A 17,271-nucleotide genomic window follows, 5' to 3' on the forward strand; every position below is an offset into this window, starting at 1 on the left:
AACCCTCCTCTAAGTCTTCGATTAAACTTTTTTTAACTTAAAATTTTAGTTAATACCTATTTAAAAAAATTGCAACCCCTGTTTTTTGCTGTTTCAGAGGCTTTTAAAAAACTTTTTTCAAGCTATATTTAATTTTGAGTTTGAATAAAAACTAACGAGTTTGAAAACATATGAGCCATAAGATCCTAATCTTTGATACAGGAAAAGAATGGGGCGGAGGGACTGTTTCCTTAATTGAACTTTTAAAACGCATAAATAAGGAAAAATATTATTTTACTGCTTTGTTTTATCACAACTATAATAAAGGGTTTGAATCTAACGTTCAAAAGGAACTTGAAACTTTAGGGGTAAAGTTTATTGTTTTGCCACAACAACCTAAATCGTTGAAAACCAAATTGATAAAGGAATTTTTGAGAGTTCTTCTGTTTTTCAATCAAAAATTAAGAAAATATGCAATTTTTTGGGTAGATTATTTCTTTCGCATAAAACCTAACGCCAAAATTATCGCAAAAATTGTAAAAGATTTAAAGATAGACTTGATATACATGAACAATCAGCCTGCAACCAATCTTGAAGGAATCTTAGCTGCAAAAATGACAAATGTTCCTGCTGTGCTTCATTGTAGAACAATACCTAAGTTAAATAAATTTTTAATAAAACAAACTAATCTCTGGTTAGAAAAAATAATCTGTGTTTCAGATGGCGTAAGGAATTTTTTGGTAGAAAATGGTATTTTCTCAGAAAAATGTGTGGTGGTTTACGATGGAATAGATATACATTTAAAACCTTCTATGCCTCCTAACGAAATAAGAAAAAATTTAGGCATTTCTGAAAAAGATGTCGTTATAGGGACAGTTGGGACTTTACGTAAAATAAAAAGAGTGGATGATTTTATTGAGGCAATATTTTTGTTAAAAAAGCAAGTCAAAGAACCTTTTAAAGCAGTTATAGTAGGAGATGGCCCAGAAAAGGAAGAGTTGATGAAATTGGTTAGAGAGAGGAATTTAGAAAAAGAGATTATTTTTGCTGGTTTTCAGTCTGACCCTATTTCGTATATTAAAGCCTTTGATGTGTTTGTGTTGACATCAGAAAGGGAGGGATTCGGTCGTGTTATTTTAGAATCTATGCTTATGGGGAAACCGGTTGTGGCCTCAAAGATACCTGGAGTTCTTAGTTTGGTGATAGATGGAGAGACAGGTTTTCTTGTTCCCCCTAAGAACCTTCAAGGATTTGTAGAAAAAATTTCGCTTTTTATAAAGGATCCTCAGTTGAGAAAAAAACTGGGAGAACAGGGAAGAAAAAGGGTTTTGGAGAATTTTTCTCTTGAAAAATATGTAGAGGGAGTAGAAAAAGTTTTCACAGAAGTTTTAGGAAAAAAGTAAACTTGATATGCTTTACCTATTGTTAAGTTACCTTTTTTATCCTTTAATCCAGTTTATTATCAGTTTAAAGAATAGAAACAAAGAATTTCGAAAAATTTTGGTCATTCAGGCTGCAAAAATAGGGGATTTTATTTGTACTACGCATGTGTTTAGAGAGATTAAAAAAACCTATCCTGAGTCTCGTTTAACTGTAATGGTTAATCCTGTGGTAAAAGAACTTGCAGAAAATAATCCTTACATCGATGAAGTTGTTTTTTTTTCACCCAAGGACTATAAAGGGTTTTTAGGTAAGATCAAACTTGCCAATCATATAAGAAAAGGAGAATATGATTTAGGTATAGCACTTAATCCGAATGTACCTTTTACCATAGGTCTTTTATGGGGGTTGGTTCCTACAAGGATTTCTATATTGCCTAATTTTTGCGGGTTAACCTTTCGCCTTGCCTCTAAATTTTATACCTATTTAGAAACTCATGTTTCAGGTCAGCTGGTGGTTGAAACCTATTTAAAACTCTTAGGAAAGATAGGAATCCAAAGCAACAACCTTTCTAAAGAAGTTTATAAAACTTCATATGCAGACAAAAAAGTAACAGAAGTCTTACAAGGTATAACCAAACCACTTGTTGGAATATCAGTTAGTAGTGGAAATAAACTTAAGGAGTTAGAAAACGAAAAAATCGCAGAAGTTATAAATAAAATTTTACAAGAAAAAGATTGTTATATCGTTCTGATCGGATCCTCTCAAGATAAACTTAAGGCACAAGAGGTATTAAAACTGGTTAAAAATAAAGAAAAAGTTTTAGATTTGACAGGAAGATTTAGTTTAGGAGAACTACCAGCCCTACTTGAAAGATTTTCTGTCTTTATAGGAGTTGATACAGGAATAACCTACATGGCAGATGCTTTAAAAATTCCTATTGTTTACATCCCGGGACCCATAGACATCTCTGAGCAACATCCTACAGAGAGTAGAATATTTTGGGTTAGGGAAAACCTCAGTTGCGCACCTTGTAGTTTTGTTTTTAAAACCGTTAGCTTTTGTAAAAACAACATAAGAACCTGTGTTAAATTGATAGACCCCGAAAAAATCGTAGCCGGAGTTAAAAAATTTTTAGAAACTTCTAAAGAAAATTGAATAAAATATTAAACATGTATGTTTCAAAGATCTCTGATTTTGAAGTTGTTGATGCACATTTGCCGTTTTTTTATAAAATTTTCGACCCTAATTTGTTAAGACTCAACCTCCCTGCTCCTTTTTTTGAACGAGAAAAACGCTACAGACAAATCAAAGGTTATGAGGTAAACGGACAGAAATTTTATATCAAAATCTATACTGCCCACTTTGATGAGGCAGAGGCTGAGTGGGAAAATCTTTTAAAACTAAAAACTTTAGGGTTTTCTGTCCCTGAACCTTTTTTCAGGCACAAATCTTTCGATAAGGTTAAAATAGCAACATTTGCCCTAAAAGGAGTCCCCCTTTCAAGTTTAATACCAAAGAGCCAACAAAACCAAGAAAATTTACTCTACAGACTTGCAGAGCTGATTTCAAGAATGCATTTAAAAAATTTTTTTCATCAAGATTGTTATCTAAACCATTTTTTCTGGGATGAACATAGCCAAAACTTAGGGTTTTTAGACGTATCAAGGGTTATCAAAGATCCCAAAATTCCCCTAAGTTATCAAATTAAGGATTTAGGCCAGCTTGGCTATTCTTTTGAGGAGTATTTTGGAAATAGCGGACCGATCCTATTTGAGAAGTTCCTATCTTATTATTTAGGTCTGGTTAACCAGTCTTCTAAAGGGTTGCTAAAATTTTTAGTAAAACTCAAGGTCTGGTTAATCAGAAGAAGAACACTCAAAGCCAAAAAAAGAGGAAAAAAACTATAATTTTAATTTCTTGAAATTAAGCTAAAATAGCGGGTATGAAAGACAGGATTGATAAAATCGGGATAGTAGTTTTACTCGTTGGATTTGTCCTCAGACCCTTCGAGTTCTGGTCCATAGAGCTTATTTCTCGCGATTCTCCCCTTTATCTTTATCAGGCGATGGTCCTTGCTACAGGCAATCTCAATCTTTTAGACCTTTGTGGCCTTTCTTCAAGGATCAAAGAAATTAACCTCTTTTCAGTTGCGATCGTTCCGTTTTATTATCTTTTTAGAGATTGGGAAGTTGCAGGAAAGTTGGTTTCTTTTGTCTCAAGCTCTCTTTCTTTGGTTTTGCTTTATTCAATCATGAGAAGAGTTTTTAAAGCTCCTATCCTTTATTTAGTTTTATTAGCCTATAGCTTTAATCCAACCTTGATAAAAGAGTCTGCAGAGGTGATGAGGGAGTCTTTTTTTACCTTTTTAGTCCTTTTGGGAGTCTGGTTTTTTATAAAAGGTTATCAGGAGTCAAGCAAAAAAAAGGTTATTCTTTTTGTGTTAGCCAATCTTTTCTGGGTTTTATCTTCTTGGGTAAGGATTGAAGGAGTATTTCTCATAGGGTTAACTTTCTTGTACCTTCTTTTCTGTTTTATCTTTGGAAAAGACAAAAAATCAGCCTTAAACACCTTGGTTAGCTTTTCTATAATACCTTTTATCCTTCTTTTAGTGGGTATAGGTTATGTAAGTTTTTATAAAGGGTTTTTTTTGGTTGAATTAAAGGGCAAGCTTTCTTGCTTAAACCCCTTTGAACAGCCCTTCGCAAAAGAGTTAAAAAACTTCAGGTATTTAGACATTCCTATGCCTTCTCCTTATTTCTGGGACATTTTAAAACAGAACCTTTGGCTGATTGCCTTTGGAACCACTTTTTTTTATAAGTTTATCCCTGCTCTACACTTCCCTATCTTTCTTTTATTTTTAGCAGGGTTTAAAAACTTAAGAAGTTTTCTTAAGGAAAACCCTTTAACTACCTACTTTTTGGTAGTTTCAGTGGGATATTTTGTGGGACTCTGGTATTTTACCTTTGCTAAATGGTATATGGAAAAAAGATATATGTTGCCCCTTCTCTATTTTGTAAGCCCTATCGTGGGATTAGGGATTCTTAACGTTAAAGCCTTTTTAGAACGGAGATTTAGGCTTTCTTCTACCAAGATTATAGGACTTCTTATGGCCTATATCATAATTTTTTCAGGTATTAAGGTGTTTCAGCCAGAAAGGGTAGATAAATTAGGGATTAAACAGGTAGCCTTAGATATAGCAAGGTCTCTTCCAGAGGAAGAACTAAAGGTTTGCTCGGAAAAAGCCTGTAAAAATTTAGTTTTTACCAGAGAAGGAAGAATTCTTTTCTATGTTTCAAACTACAAAAAGGTTCCTCTGTGTCCCGCAATCGAATGGCGAGATTTTTATGTTAAACTTGGGAAAAAACCTGTGGATGAGGTGGTAAACTACATCACTTCTAAAGGATATAAATTTGCTATCCTGGAACGAGAGATATTTAAAGAAAACACCTTTGTTTTAAAACAACGGTTAGAATCCTCAGGTATCAAAGTTTATGTTTTATAGCGTTTTTGGATGAAAAAAATCATTCTTTTAAGGCCAAAAATAGGTTTTGGAATCGGAGGGGCTGAGGCCCACGCAGCAAACGTAGCCTTAAAGCTTTTAGAACGTGGGTTTAAGGTAGGACTGATTGCCCATACCATATCTTTCCCAGAAGAGATTTTAAAAGAACTGAAGTTATATCAGATAAAATGGAAAGGCTTTGGGTCAGTACCCAAACATCTTTTTTTTATCTATCAAGCCAAAAAAATCCTTGCCAATCTTTCTTCTTATAAACTCATAAGCTTTTTTCGCTATCCCTATCCTTCTGACCTCTTTATCCTTTGCGACCCTTTGATAGCCTTTTTACAGCAACAAAAAGCTTCAATTTTTAGACGTTTTAGCCTTAGATATAAAATCCTTCTAACCCTTGAAAAAAAAGCACTTATTAACGCAAAAAAGGTGGTTTCTCTTTTTTGTCTTGGCAAAGAGTTGATCAAACAGTTTTATCCAGAGGTCTACAGTAAAACTGTAGTTTGTCATAGGGGAATGGATTTTAAAAGATTTAACCCATCTTTGAAAAAGCTAAAAACAATTTATAGAAAAGAAAAAGGCTTTGACGAAAAAGATTTTTTGCTTCTTTTTGTGGGGTATGATGCCAAAAGGAAAGGGCTTTCTCTTTTGATGGAGGTTTTACCAGAGCTTCCCGAAAGGGTTAAGTTACTTGTTGTGGGGAGAGAAGGAGTCTCAACCAGAAGGGTGCGTTTTTTAGGTAAAATTCAAGAAGTAGAAAAATACTATGGTATGGCAGATCTTTTTGTTCTTCCTACGAGGTATGACCCTGGAGCCATGGCAACGCTTGAAGCTTTAGCTACGGGAACTCCTGTGGTTACCACTTTTTATGATGGGACAAGTGAGTTTGTTAAGGAGGGACTTAATGGATTTGTGGTAAACCGAACAAAAGAAGACTTAAAGCAGGCAATTTTAAAGGCCTTGAGCCTTAGGTTTGATCCAGAAAGGATTTCGCAAACTGTAAGTCATCTAACCTGGGATAGTTATGTGGACTGCCTTATTTCCCAACTGGAATAGTTTTAGGTTTTACTTTTTTTCTGAAGAAGCTAAAGAGGTTTTTAATCAGCTTAAAACAGCCCCCTTTTTGGCTAAACCTAATAAAATTACTCCGTCTCATCTAAACTTTTTGATATCTTTGGAATCTTCCGGAAAAATAGACTTTTTTCTTAAAGCTTTTGTCCCCAGGTTTTTTAAAAAAAATAGGGTTAAAAGTTATTTGGAGGTAGTAAAATCTTTAAAAAAATTAGAGGTCCCTATAATTGAACCTTTGTTTGTGTTTTGGAGAAGTCCTCAAGTTGCGTTTCTAAAAAAAGAGACCTTTTACGGTGGAATTGTTTTTCCCTATCTTTCCCAAGGTTTTTTAGGTTTTAAAGACTTTTTAGAAAGAGAAGGTTTTTTAGAAGCTCTGGTCAGGTTTTTGTTTAGACTTCATCAAAAGGGTGTTTTTATAAGAGATACCAAGTTTAATAATTTTTATCATACAAACGAGGAAGGGTTTAAGATTTTTGACCTTGACGGATTAAAGGTGTATAACCCCCCTCTCGATAAAAAGCTCCGTCTAAAAGACCTATCAGCCCTTGCTATGACTTTAGAATGGAGTGGTATGAAAGAGACAACAAAACGCATTTGGACGGTTTATGTAAGTCTTTATTCAGGGTTAACCCAGAAAGACTTTCTGTTTTTTGTTAAACAGGTAGAAAAAAGAAGAAAAAAAAGAGAAAAACATTTTGCCCTAACCCGCAGAGAAGTTTGAAGCTTATCCCCTTGACACATTAGGTTTGAGTAAGTATTATTTAATTAATTGAATTTGAAAATCAAATAAGCTAAATGGAGTTTGTCTATATGTTAGAAGAGGTGGAAACTTTTCGCAGGTTTATCAAGTCTAAGGGGCTAAAATATACCCCAGAGAGAGAAGAGATATTTAAAGAAGTTTTAAGTTGTTCTGATCATTTTGATGTGGAGGACATCTATCTTAATCTAAAGAACAAGGGACATAAAATTTCTAAAGCCTCAGTTTACAGAACCATTCCTCTTTTGGTAGAAGGGGGTTATATTCAAGAAGTTTACAGACAGGGGGGGCGTTCTTACTATGAGGTAACCTTGAAAAAAAGGCCTCATTTACATTTTATCTGTATAAAGTGTAACCAAGTAGAAGAGATGGTAGAAAATAAATTAGATGAGTTTTTAAAAAAGGAGATGAAGAAAATTTCTTTTTCTCCTCTGACCTACCATCTTGAAATCTTTGGGATATGTAGTCGTTGTAAGTATAAGGAATAGGGGAGGTTTTTTCTATGTTGTTGGTAGAGGCTAAATGTGGTGATAAGGTAAAGATAGAAGAATTTTTAGGAGAAGATGCTATAATAAAAAAAATAGAGGCGATGGGATTAAGAAAAGGAGATGTGTTTGAGGTCTTAAGGGTTTGGGGAAGAAATTTTTTACTTAAAAACGAGAATTCCAGGGTGGTTATAAGTTTCGATGTAGCTAAAAATATAGTGGTAGATCTTTTGGGTAAAATGGTTAGGATTGAATGTGAATGTAAGCCTTGTAAGAAAAAAAAGCATAGGTGGGGTTGGCTCTGATGGAAAAACGTCAATTTACCCGTATTCCCATTCCAGTAGATGTGGAGTTTTTGATAGGAAACGTAAGTTACTCAGCAAAGATTAAAGACATAAGTTATGGAGGGGTATTCTTAGAAAGTGATTTCTGTCCTGCCCCTGATAAAGAGGTGGTATTAGTTGTGTTTTTAAGTCCTGAAGTAAAGATTTTTATCAAAGGGATGGTGGTTAGGACGGTACCAGGACAAGGGTTTGGAATAAAGTTTACCTATATTTCTCCAGAGAGTTTTGAACATCTAAAAAATTTGATTTATTATAACCTTCCTTCTGAAGATAAAGCGTTTAAGGAACTAAGAAGGTTTTTAGGAAAAGCTCATCCTTTAGTGCAGAGTGTCATTGAAATCTGTATAAAAGCCAAGAGGGATGCTCTTTTAGAGTTTATTTTAGAAAGGGCCTTTCTTTATTCTCCAGATAAGCCTTTTGTTTTGGCAAGCGGAAGAGAAAGTCCTTATTACTTAGACTGCAGAAAGGTTACCCTTTATTCTAAAAGCTTTGAGTTAATAGGTTGTGCCTTTTGGCAAGAAATAAGGTTTCTTGGAGTCGATGGAGTTGCAGGTATGAGTATAGGGGCTGACCCTATAGTTTGTGCTGTTCTTTCTAAAGCTCAGGAAGAGGATTATCCTTTAGAAGGGCTTTTGATCAGGAAGGAACCTAAAAAATATGGGACCTCTAAACAAATAGAGGGAAATGTTTTTCCTGGTATGGAGGTTGTTTTGGTAGAAGATGTGGTTACTACCGGGAAATCTGTGATAAAGGCTATAGAAGCCTTGGAAAAGGAAGATATCAAGATAGTAAAGGTTATGGCTTTGGTTGACCGAGAAGAAGGAGGTAAGGAAAAAATAGAAGAGAAGGGATATGAATTCATGCCAATTTTTACCTTTTCTGAAATCATTAAGGCTTATGAAAGAAAGATGCAGGGGGTAAGCTTATGAACATAAAATCCTTATTAGGACTTTTTTTAGTTTGGGTGGTACTTTTAGGTCTTTATGGTTGTAAAGGGGGAGGGGAAAAGCCTGCCAAGCCCTCTAAATTCATTAACGGAGCAGGGGCAAGTTTCCCTTACATTCTTTATGCTAACTGGGCAAACGAATACTATAAGTCTACCGGTATTAAGATAAACTATCAATCTATAGGGTCTGGAGGGGGTATAAGACAGATTATCGAAAAAACCGTTGATTTTGGCGCTACTGACAAGCCTTTAACTCCTAAAGAGGTGGAAGAAAACAAACTTATTCAATTTCCTACGGTTATTGGAGGGGTGGTTCCAGTAGTGAATATTCCGGATATTAAAGAAAAAAGTCTAGTTTTAGATGGAAAGACTTTATGTTATCTCTTTTTAGGTAAGATTAAAAAGTTTAACGATCCAGAGATAAAAAAACTTAACCCTGATCTGCCTTTGCCGGATAAAGAAATTTTAGTGGTTTATAGGGCCGATGGTTCTGGGACTACAGCCATATTTACCCATTATCTTTCTCAGGTATGTCCTGAATGGAAGAAGGAGGTAGGCACAGGGACCTCAGTAAGCTGGAAAACCGGGGTTGGGGCTAAAGGAAACGAGGGGGTTTCTAACTATGTAAAAAAGACCCCTTATACACTTGGATACATAGAGTATGCTTACGCTATACAGAATAAACTTTCTATGGTAAGTTTAAAAAATGCCTCAGGGGCTTTGGTTACCCCTTCTGAAGAATCCTTTAAAGAGGCGGTTAAGTCTGCAGACTTAGACCCAAAAAAACATTTCTATGCTTGGATTACCAACGCCCCTGGAGAAAAAGCCTGGCCTATTGCAGGGTTAACCTATATCCTTCTATCTAAGGATAAAGATAAAGAGGAGGTTAATAAGGAGGTGGTTAAATTTTTTGAATGGGCCTTTAAACAGGGTGATGCTATAGCAGTTAAGCTTGCTTATGTTCCTCTTCCAGAAGAAATAAAAATTAAAATTTATAAATACTGGGAGGAAAACAGGTTAAAACCATAAATTTTTAATTATTATGTTCTGGTTTATTTTAGTCTTTTTTACTGTATCTTCTCTGATTTATTTCTATCTTTATCTTACTAAGATTAGGCCCTTAGTTAAAAGACGTAATCTCCGTAAATTTTTTGTTTTTTTGTTTAGCCTACTTGTATTCTCCCCGCTTTTAATAAGGTATGCTGACCAATATTTAGACCCTCTATTTTCGAAGTGGTTGGCTTTTTTGGTGCTTATATGGATCGGTTTTGTGCTTTATCTTTGCGTTTTTTGTGTAGTTTTTGACTTAATAAAGATCGTTTTTCGCTGGGAAGCCCTTACTTCAAAAAAGATTTTGTTAGGTGCCGTTCCGTTAGCCTTAGGGTTTTCTGCATACAGTTACTATGAAACCCTTGGTTTAGAGGTGATAAGGCTTCAGATAAGAACAGATAAACTTCCTCTTCAAGTAAGTCAGGTTAAGATCATGCAGATTTCTGACCTGCATTTAGGGCCTTTTTTGGGTCAAGAAAAGATTGAACTGGTTAAAAAAGTTTGGGAAAAGGAAAAACCAGATCTGATAGTAAATACCGGAGATTTGGTTGATGGAAACATGAGAAAAAAGGACCATCTGGCAGAAAAACTTGCTAAAATCACCACACCTTTTGGTAAGTATGCTGTGATGGGAAATCATGAATACTACAGAGGCTGGAAACAGGCTTTAGAGTTTATAGAAAAGTCAGGGTTTAAGGTATTAAAAGACGAATCAGAGGTAGTAGGAAGTTTTTTGGTTTTAGTTGGTCTTGACGATAGAGATTGTCGTTATTATAAGGCCTGTAGCTCAGGTTTTGATGAAAACACTTTTTTGTGTAAAATCCCTCGAGATAAGTTTGTGTTAGTTTTAAAACATCAACCGGTGGTTCAAAAAGAAACCATCGGATGTTTTGACCTTATGCTTTCTGGTCATACCCACGGAGGACTATATAAAGGAATAGGCTCTTTTTTGGTTAAACTTTTATACGAAACTGATAGGGGATTAAAGTATTTAGGAAAGGGGGCTTATCTTTTTGTCTCAAAAGGGGTTGGCACCGGAGGCCCTCCGATGAGATTTTTAACTCCTCCTGATGTGGTTATCATAGAACTAATAAATATAAAAAATGAAAAGCAGCCTGAAAATAGAGCAGTTCTTTTTCGAGAAAGATATAAAATGTAAGGGGAAAAAGGATGGAAAAAACATTTAAGCCAAGGCTTATTGCCTGGGAACTTACCAGAAGTTGCAATCTGGATTGTGTGCATTGTAGGGCAGCAGCCTCTAAAGGCCCTTATGCAAATGAACTTAACACAGAAGAGGTTTTTAGGATACTTGAAGAAATCAAAGAGGTGGCAGAACCTATCATCATCCTTACAGGTGGGGAACCTTTATTAAGAAAAGACCTTTTTCAAATAGCTAAACGGTCGATAGATTTAGGTTTTAAACCGGTGCTTGCTACCAACGGCACGTTGATAACTGAGGAAGTAGCCAAACAGATTAAAGAAACAGGTATTTCCAGGGTTAGTATTAGTCTTGATGGAAGTACCCCGGAAAGCCATGATAGTTTTAGAAAAGTTCCAGGGGCATTTGAAGGGGCTTTAAAAGGGATAGAAAACTTAAAAAAATTTGGAGTTCCTTTCCAAATAAACACCACGATTACCTCGCAAAATTTAGAAGAACTTTCCAAGGTGCATGAACTTGCAAAATCCTTAGGTGCCGTTGCACATCATATCTTTTTGTTGGTCCCAGTAGGAAGAGGGAAGGACCTTTCCACAGGTGGAATTAATGCAGAAAAATATGAAGAGCTTCTGGGATGGTTTTACGAACAAAGAGATAAGTGTAATCTTCAGCTTAAAGCTACCTGTGCCCCTACTTATTATCGAATTTTAAGACAAAGGGCTAAAATGGAAGGAAAGGAGGTAACGGTTGAAAACTTTGGACTTGATGCTATGACCAGAGGGTGTCTTGCTGGTACAGGATTTTGTTTTATTTCTCATGTAGGGATAGTACAAACTTGTGGATACTTAGAAGTCCCTTGTGGTAACCTTAGAGAACAGACGTTTAAAGAGGTGTGGGAGAATTCAGAGGTATTTAATAATCTTAGAGATTTTTCTAAGTACAAGGGAAAATGCGGAAGATGTGAATATATAAGGGTTTGTGGGGGTTGCCGTGCCAGGGCCTATGAGGCCACAAGTGATTATTTAGAAGAAGAACCCTTATGCCCTTACACCCCGATTAAATCAAACAAAACCTTAGCTAAGTAAGCCTTCGAAACCTCTTTGAACTCAAGTTTGTCTTTGGGGGTGAAAACGATAAAGTCAGAGGTTTCGGCAGACAAGGTCTTGATGGGATTGGCTATGATAAAATCGAAGTTTTTTTCTTTCTTTTTAAGAAGGGCGTATTTTCCTAAATTTTCTGGAGTTTCCAAGGCAAACCCTATGGTTATCTGGTCTGGTTGTTTTTGAGAAGAAAGGGTTTTGGCTATGTCTTCTGTGATTTCCAGTTCTAAGGTTAGAATTTCTTGTTTTTTTATTTTACCTTTCAGGGTTTGTTTTGGTCTAAAATCACATGGAGCAGCTGCAAAAATTGCCAAATTACACTTAGGAAAAAGTGTTTTAGCTACTTCTAACATTTCTTTGGTGGTAGATACCGAAAAAATCTTAGGATAAGGTATTCCAAAAAAATCGTTTATCCTTGGGAAGATACCTGGAAGTTCTTTTCCACCCCAGATAAGATATACCTCTGCCCCCCGGTAATAAGCCTCCTTAGCCAGTAAAAAGGCCATTTTCCCAGAGGAATCGTTGGTGATAAACCTAACCTCGTCTATGTACTCTCTGGTAGGTCCACCGGTAATCAAAACCTTTTGCCCTAACATATCTTTTTTTACAAAGTGGGCTTGAAGGGTTTCAAAGATTTCCTCTACCTCTGGCAAACGGCCTTTACCTGTGGTATTGCAGGCAAGAGCTCCAGAGGCAGGTTCATAAACCCTGTATCCCCATGATTTTAAGGTGTCCACGTTTCTCTGGGTAGCAGGATGTTCCCACATGTTAGTATTCATAGAAGGAAAAATGTATACAGGACTTTTGGTAGCTAAAAGTGTAGAAAGTAAAAGCTCGTCTGCCTGCCCTGAGGCAAGTTTGGCCATAAAAGAAGCTGTAGCAGGTGCTATTGTTACAACGTCAGGAAACTTGGCAAGGTCTATATGCAAAATTTCTCCGATAGGTTTAAAGAAATCTTCGTTAGTATAAGCTTTTTCTCCAGAGAGACTTGCCAAAAGTAAAGGGGTAACAAACTTTTCAGCACCTTTAGAAAGTATAACTTTAACGTTGGCTCCAGAATTTTTAAGCTTTCTTATGAACTCACAGACCTTATAGACAGCTATTCCACCTGTGAGCCCTACAAGGATGTTTTTCCCCTTAAGACTATTAGCTATCAATGTTTTCTCCTTTAAAGCTTAAAACTAATTCTTATTGAAGATGATTACGATCCTTAATTCAGTAGAAAAATAACCTTCAGACACAGAGATAAAGGCATGCCCTTCAGGACGTTTGTAGGCTATAAAGGTAATCTTAGAGGTAAAACTTCCCACTTCTTCCCAACCGTTGTTTTTCATCTGAACTTTGTAAAACTCTAACAAAGAATTGGCTTTGTAGTTTCCTTTAAAAACCAACATCCCGGTAATGATTTTGTCTGTTTTTAAAAGGGCACTTTGTTCTCCCTGAAAGCTAAGGTCTTTTAACATAGGAATAAACGGGACAGGATAATACACAAGGTCTGGGTTGTTACCTGTTACTTTTACTTCTTTAGTAACATCTATAACCTCTTGAGCAGAAAGATCCTTAAGGTTAACCATTAGACAAAGAACTGTAAACACCATGAGAAATTTTACTATCTTTTTCATTTTTACCTCCGATAAAAAGGTTTTGACCTATAAAAATATTATAAAGATAATTTGAGGTTTGTCAAAGGAAATAAGGTGTTTTATCTTCCAACTTTTAAGAAGGCCTTTTTGTGTGTGTGTGACAGTTTAAAATTGTAATAAAGTAGGCCCTTTTTATTTTGGGAGTCACAATAGGCAAAATTTTAGTTGACTTTAAAATTATGTATTCTTATAATAAATAATAAATACATAGCAAGTTAAAAATTAAATTTCAAAAAAGGGTTATCTTATGTTTTTTACGGTAAAGGTGTTATCATTTATAATTTTTGCTATCTTTTCGGTTAATCTCTTTTTGGTTATTTATGATTTTATCAGAAGGTTTTTAACCCAGATAAGATATCAAAGATTAGACCGTACCCGCAACCGTTTTGCTAAGATTTTAGAAGAGATTTTTCGTACCCCTTCAGCAGATTTGTCGAAAATTAAACCAATGCTAAAAACTTTTTCTTTTTCGTTAGAGAAACAAGCTTTTTTAGAGACATTGCTAAATTATTATTCTAAGTTCCCTGAACAGGTTTTACTTTTTGCTCAAGAGCTTGGTTTTGTAGAGGAATACGAGAAAAAACTTAATTCGTCTAAACCCTATGAAAGAGGGGAGGCCTTCAGAACTCTGGCTATTTTGGGTTCGAAAAAAAGTTTAGAAAAGATGTTAGATGCCTTAAAAAAGGAAGATGACCCTGAGGTAGCTTTTGTAGGTTTTTTGAGTTGCGGTAAACTCCTTGATAAAGCAGATTTTAAAATGTTTTTAATCCTTCTTTATGAAAAACAAAGCAAAAAAGTATTGAATCTCAGGTCGGTTAGTTTGATAATCACCGATTTTATAGATAGGTTTAAAGAACAGGCAAGTTTTTCTATCTATGATTTTTTAAAAGAACAACCCATTTCTATTTCTTTTAGGATGGCTCTTTTGGAAGGGGTTTATCATCCTAAACACTCAGATGAAACCTTGCTTAGGATAGCAAAAGAACATCTTAAGTTAGAGCATCCAGAAATTTTGGCTAAAGCCTTGAAAGTGTTAAGCAAAGCCGTTGAGTTTGATAAAGAAGTTGGTTTAGAGGAAATTTTGCCTTTTTTGAGGCATCCATCTTGGTTTGTTAGGTTTTCAGCCTTAAAGGTTTTAGAAAATAAGATAACCCCTGAGATGGTAGATTATGTCACCCCACTGTTAGAAGATAAAAATGCCTTAGTAAGAAGAGAGGCAGCTAAGGTGTTATTTAAGCTTCCTATAGAAGAACTAATCATCAAATTACCTTATTTACTGGAGATTAAAGACCCATATGGTAGAGATAGCTTGGTAGAAGAAATGGTAATGAGTGGGGTTTGGGAAAGATTAAAAGAGGGTGGGATTAAAGGTCCTTTAAAGAGTTATGTCGAGAATATAATGTCTTTTTTGCAGTTAAACTATAAAATGGCATAAGAGAGGGGATATGGAAAGTTTAAAAGATTTCTTAATCAGTTTTAATTATTTTATTGGTTTTTATTATGTTACTTTAAACACCTTTTATACTATACTTTTGTTACTTTCTTTTTTGGCTATAGTTGAATACTTGAAATACCTTAGGTTTTATAACTTCCAGGAATTAAAGCTTTATCCACAGCTTCCTCCTGTCAGTGTTATCATACCGGTTTATAATGAAGAAGAGGTAATTCTAAGGACAATACACTCAGCCTTAAGCCTTGATTATCCTTATTTTGAAATAATAGTGGTTAACGACGGTTCCACCGATAAAACCTGGAAGATTCTGACTGAAAAATTTCAGTTGAAAAAAACTACCATTTTTCATCTATCGTAAAACTCTTCAAACAGCCGAGGTAAGAGGATTTTATCGCTCTTTGGTGTATCCGAACCTTTTGGTAGTAGATAAAGAAAGGGGAGGCAAGTTTGATGCGCTTAACTGTGGGTTAAACTTTGCTCAATATCCTTATGTTTGTACCGTAGATGCAGATACTGTACTTGAAGTAGATTCTCTTTTAAGGTTAGGTAGAAAGATTTTAGAAAGCGAGGTTCCTGTTTTAGCCTTGGGAGGGGTGGTTAGGGTTTTAAACGGGGTAAAATTAGAAGAAAGCAAAGTCTCTTCGATAGAACTTCCTAAAAAAGCCTTGCCTATTTTTCAGATAGTTGAATACATTCGTGGATTTCTTTTCGGAAGATTGGGCTGGGAAAAATTAAATGGTACTTTGATTCTTTCAGGTGCTTTTAGCTTTTTTAATAAAGATGCCCTACTTCAGGTAGGTGGTTTTAAAAACTTTACGGTTACAGAAGATTTTGAAATAGTAGTACGTTTGCATAAACATTTTAGAGAAAAGAAGGAAGACTATTACATAGGGTTTCTTCCTGACCCTGTTTGCTGGACTGAGGTCCCTGAAACCTTGGGAGAGCTTTCCAAACAAAGAAGGAGATGGCATTTAGGATTATTACAGACTTTATGGCTTTATAAAGGAATGTTTTTTAATCCTAAATATGGAAGGATAGGATGTTTGGTTATGCCTTTTTACCTTTTTGAGGCGGTTGGGGCAGTGGTAGAAACCTTAGGCTATCCTATAGTTTTTTTGTGTTATTTTTTGGGAATATTAAGTTTTGAGTTTTTGGTTTTATTTTTAATCTTAGCGATAGGTTACGGTATTTTTCTTTCCGTAGGAGGTATTTTTTTGGAAGAAATGAGTTTTAAAAGGTATCCTCGGTGGTCTCATGTCCTTAGGCTTCTGCTTTATGGAATAGCAGAAAATTTAGGTTATAGACAAATGACCAGCTTTTTTAGAGTTGAGGCTACCCTCCAGTTTTTGTTGGGCTATAAGAAGTGGGAGATAGTCAAAAAAGCCAAGGTGTATAACTAAATGGTGTTGAATAGATTTTTGTTTTTAGGACAAGAGGCTTTAAATAAAGGGGATTATCAAGAAGCTTTAAACTTATTTAAAGAGGCTATAAATCAAGGATTTAAAAAAGAGGGATGGTTAGGTGTGGCTGAGGCTTACTATCATCTCAATGATTTTTCCTCTTCCCTTTGGGCTTATCATAAATTACTTGAAATAGACCCACAAAATGAAAAGGCTCAAAAAAAGATAGAAGAGATAGGAGAGCTATTAAAAGACGTGCAAACTAAACGTTCCAATCAAGAAATTAGATTTAAGGCTGAAGGAGACTATGTTTACATTAAAAAACAAAAACATTGGGAAAAATTCTGGATAAAAGGGGTTAACCTTGGGCTTGGTCTTCCTGGTTATTTCCCAGGAGAGTATCCGATAAAAACGAAAACTTATTTGAAATGGTTTCAATTAATCCATGAAGTGGGAATAAACACCATTAGAGTATATGCTCTTCAGTCTCCAGGGTTTTATCAGGCAATATATGAGTTTAACCAAAAAGAGCCTAAGCTTTTTTTGTTGCAGGGAATTTGGTATGAACCTGAGAGAGCAGAGGTGCTCGATGATTTAGAGTTTTTAAACAAGTTAAAAACTCATATAAGGGATGTGGTTGATGCTGTTCATGGAAATGCCAGCCTCCCTGAAAGACCTGGGTTCCCTTCGGGAAAATATCTGTGGGATGTATCCTCTTTTCTGTTAGGATATCTTTTCGGAAGAGAGCCTGAAGCCTGTTTGGTTAAAGGGTAGGGAGTAGAATATAAATTGTGTCTTTTAATAAAATATTTTAGAGGCATAATAAAAATTTTTAATATTTTTTAAATTAATGATAACATAAAACCTAAAAGACTAAACTAACCAGGAGGTCTGTAAAATGGAAAACTTAGACTTAGATTTAGAAAAAGTTTTAAGTGAAATCTCAAAAATTGAATCAAAAGAGGGTATCAAAATGGCTGCTGCACTCCTCTTAAA

The 17,271-nt window shown here is 35.3% G+C and carries 18 protein-coding genes; 16 read left to right on the forward strand and 2 right to left on the reverse strand.

Annotated elements, in window-relative coordinates:
* Positions 1 to 170 precede the first annotated feature (170 nt).
* From G580_RS0106315 to ahbD, 12 genes are all read left to right on the forward strand, one after another.
* Positions 171 to 1,382, forward strand: a complete 1,212-nt coding sequence (locus G580_RS0106315; RefSeq protein WP_028841480.1) for a glycosyltransferase family 4 protein — start codon at positions 171 to 173, stop codon at positions 1,380 to 1,382.
* A gap of 7 nt (positions 1,383 to 1,389) precedes the next feature.
* Positions 1,390 to 2,517: a glycosyltransferase family 9 protein gene (locus G580_RS0106320; RefSeq protein ID WP_028841481.1), complete on the forward strand. Its 1,128-nt coding sequence runs from the start codon at positions 1,390 to 1,392 to the stop codon at positions 2,515 to 2,517.
* A gap of 14 nt (positions 2,518 to 2,531) precedes the next feature.
* Positions 2,532 to 3,269, forward strand: coding sequence for a lipopolysaccharide kinase InaA family protein (locus tag G580_RS0106325; RefSeq protein ID WP_028841482.1), 738 nt, complete (start codon positions 2,532 to 2,534; stop codon positions 3,267 to 3,269).
* Positions 3,270 to 3,304: 35 nt separating this feature from the next.
* A complete protein-coding gene (locus G580_RS0106330; protein ID WP_028841483.1) occupies positions 3,305 to 4,864 on the forward strand; it encodes a glycosyltransferase family 39 protein in 1,560 nt (519 codons plus the stop codon).
* A gap of 9 nt (positions 4,865 to 4,873) precedes the next feature.
* Positions 4,874 to 5,926: a glycosyltransferase family 4 protein gene (locus G580_RS0106335; RefSeq protein ID WP_028841484.1), complete on the forward strand. Its 1,053-nt coding sequence runs from the start codon at positions 4,874 to 4,876 to the stop codon at positions 5,924 to 5,926.
* Positions 5,895 to 6,662 carry a hypothetical protein gene (locus G580_RS0106340; protein ID WP_028841485.1) on the forward strand — a complete coding sequence of 256 codons (768 nt, stop codon included), beginning with the start codon at positions 5,895 to 5,897 and terminating at the stop codon, positions 6,660 to 6,662. Before G580_RS0106335 ends, G580_RS0106340 begins: the two co-directional genes overlap by 32 nt.
* 89 nt (positions 6,663 to 6,751) lie before the next feature.
* Positions 6,752 to 7,186, forward strand: a complete 435-nt coding sequence (locus G580_RS10265) for a Fur family transcriptional regulator (protein ID WP_038041725.1) — start codon at positions 6,752 to 6,754, stop codon at positions 7,184 to 7,186.
* A gap of 14 nt (positions 7,187 to 7,200) precedes the next feature.
* Entirely contained in the window at positions 7,201 to 7,488 is a 288-nt protein-coding gene (locus G580_RS10270) for a FeoA family protein (protein ID WP_051173190.1), read from the forward strand.
* A complete protein-coding gene (pyrE, locus tag G580_RS11045) occupies positions 7,488 to 8,456 on the forward strand; it encodes an orotate phosphoribosyltransferase (protein WP_051173193.1) in 969 nt (322 codons plus the stop codon). Before G580_RS10270 ends, pyrE begins: the two co-directional genes overlap by 1 nt.
* Positions 8,453 to 9,502 carry a phosphate ABC transporter substrate-binding protein PstS gene (gene pstS / locus G580_RS0106360; RefSeq protein WP_028841486.1) on the forward strand — a complete coding sequence of 350 codons (1,050 nt, stop codon included), beginning with the start codon at positions 8,453 to 8,455 and terminating at the stop codon, positions 9,500 to 9,502. Before pyrE ends, pstS begins: the two co-directional genes overlap by 4 nt.
* A gap of 220 nt (positions 9,503 to 9,722) precedes the next feature.
* Positions 9,723 to 10,682 (forward strand): metallophosphoesterase, encoded by a 960-nt coding sequence (locus tag G580_RS10280; RefSeq protein WP_245542854.1) that lies wholly within the window; start codon positions 9,723 to 9,725, stop codon positions 10,680 to 10,682.
* Between the two features lie 11 nt (positions 10,683 to 10,693).
* Complete coding sequence (gene ahbD / locus G580_RS10285) at positions 10,694 to 11,764, forward strand: heme b synthase (protein ID WP_038041726.1); 1,071 nt, start codon at positions 10,694 to 10,696, stop codon at positions 11,762 to 11,764.
* Here the strand turns inward: ahbD and coaBC are convergent.
* Together coaBC and G580_RS0106380 are read right to left on the reverse strand one after the other, a co-directional pair.
* Positions 11,725 to 12,936, reverse strand: coding sequence for a bifunctional phosphopantothenoylcysteine decarboxylase/phosphopantothenate--cysteine ligase CoaBC (gene coaBC, locus G580_RS0106375; RefSeq protein WP_028841487.1), 1,212 nt, complete (start codon positions 12,934 to 12,936; stop codon positions 11,725 to 11,727). The genes ahbD and coaBC overlap by 40 nt on opposite strands.
* A 24-nt stretch (positions 12,937 to 12,960) precedes the next feature.
* The gene (locus tag G580_RS0106380; protein ID WP_028841488.1) at positions 12,961 to 13,401 is read right to left on the reverse strand and encodes a hypothetical protein; all 441 of its coding nucleotides are present in this window, start codon (positions 13,399 to 13,401) and stop codon (positions 12,961 to 12,963) included.
* A gap of 268 nt (positions 13,402 to 13,669) precedes the next feature.
* Here G580_RS0106380 and G580_RS0106385 point away from each other — a divergent pair, with 268 nt between their 5' ends.
* Genes G580_RS0106385 through G580_RS0106395 form a run of 4 tightly spaced genes read left to right on the forward strand, consistent with a single transcriptional unit; the run spans position 13,670 to position 17,049 of the window.
* On the forward strand, positions 13,670 to 14,857 hold the full coding sequence (locus tag G580_RS0106385; RefSeq protein ID WP_028841489.1) for a HEAT repeat domain-containing protein: 1,188 nt from the start codon (positions 13,670 to 13,672) through the stop codon (positions 14,855 to 14,857).
* Between the two features lie 10 nt (positions 14,858 to 14,867).
* Complete coding sequence (locus G580_RS11860) at positions 14,868 to 15,233, forward strand: glycosyltransferase (protein ID WP_051173196.1); 366 nt, start codon at positions 14,868 to 14,870, stop codon at positions 15,231 to 15,233.
* Between the two features lie 43 nt (positions 15,234 to 15,276).
* Positions 15,277 to 16,275: a glycosyltransferase family 2 protein gene (locus tag G580_RS10290; protein ID WP_051173198.1), complete on the forward strand. Its 999-nt coding sequence runs from the start codon at positions 15,277 to 15,279 to the stop codon at positions 16,273 to 16,275.
* A complete protein-coding gene (locus G580_RS0106395; protein ID WP_028841490.1) occupies positions 16,276 to 17,049 on the forward strand; it encodes a tetratricopeptide repeat protein in 774 nt (257 codons plus the stop codon).
* The last annotated feature ends 222 nt before the right edge of the window (positions 17,050 to 17,271 follow it).

The sequence above is a fragment of the Thermodesulfobacterium hveragerdense DSM 12571 genome, assembly GCF_000423845.1.
Classification (GTDB): Bacteria; Desulfobacterota; Thermodesulfobacteria; order Thermodesulfobacteriales; family Thermodesulfobacteriaceae; genus Thermodesulfobacterium; species Thermodesulfobacterium hveragerdense.

What these genes read in the sequence shown, in the direction of transcription:
- G580_RS0106315 (WP_028841480.1), top strand. Translation starts at nt 171, where the DNA reads ATGAGCCATAAGATCCTAATCTTTGATACAGGAAAAGAATGGGGCGGA.
- G580_RS0106320 (WP_028841481.1), top strand. Translation starts at nt 1,390, where the DNA reads ATGCTTTACCTATTGTTAAGTTACCTTTTTTATCCTTTAATCCAGTTT.
- G580_RS0106325 (WP_028841482.1), top strand. Translation starts at nt 2,532, where the DNA reads ATGTATGTTTCAAAGATCTCTGATTTTGAAGTTGTTGATGCACATTTG.
- G580_RS0106330 (WP_028841483.1), top strand. Translation starts at nt 3,305, where the DNA reads ATGAAAGACAGGATTGATAAAATCGGGATAGTAGTTTTACTCGTTGGA.
- G580_RS0106335 (WP_028841484.1), top strand. Translation starts at nt 4,874, where the DNA reads ATGAAAAAAATCATTCTTTTAAGGCCAAAAATAGGTTTTGGAATCGGA.
- G580_RS0106340 (WP_028841485.1), top strand. Translation starts at nt 5,895, where the DNA reads ATGTGGACTGCCTTATTTCCCAACTGGAATAGTTTTAGGTTTTACTTT.
- G580_RS10265 (WP_038041725.1), top strand. Translation starts at nt 6,752, where the DNA reads ATGTTAGAAGAGGTGGAAACTTTTCGCAGGTTTATCAAGTCTAAGGGG.
- G580_RS10270 (WP_051173190.1), top strand. Translation starts at nt 7,201, where the DNA reads ATGTTGTTGGTAGAGGCTAAATGTGGTGATAAGGTAAAGATAGAAGAA.
- pyrE (WP_051173193.1), top strand. Translation starts at nt 7,488, where the DNA reads ATGGAAAAACGTCAATTTACCCGTATTCCCATTCCAGTAGATGTGGAG.
- pstS (WP_028841486.1), top strand. Translation starts at nt 8,453, where the DNA reads ATGAACATAAAATCCTTATTAGGACTTTTTTTAGTTTGGGTGGTACTT.
- ahbD (WP_038041726.1), top strand. Translation starts at nt 10,694, where the DNA reads ATGGAAAAAACATTTAAGCCAAGGCTTATTGCCTGGGAACTTACCAGA.
- G580_RS0106380 (WP_028841488.1), bottom strand. Translation starts at nt 13,401, where the DNA reads ATGAAAAAGATAGTAAAATTTCTCATGGTGTTTACAGTTCTTTGTCTA.
- G580_RS0106385 (WP_028841489.1), top strand. Translation starts at nt 13,670, where the DNA reads ATGTTTTTTACGGTAAAGGTGTTATCATTTATAATTTTTGCTATCTTT.
- G580_RS11860 (WP_051173196.1), top strand. Translation starts at nt 14,868, where the DNA reads ATGGAAAGTTTAAAAGATTTCTTAATCAGTTTTAATTATTTTATTGGT.
- G580_RS0106395 (WP_028841490.1), top strand. Translation starts at nt 16,276, where the DNA reads ATGGTGTTGAATAGATTTTTGTTTTTAGGACAAGAGGCTTTAAATAAA.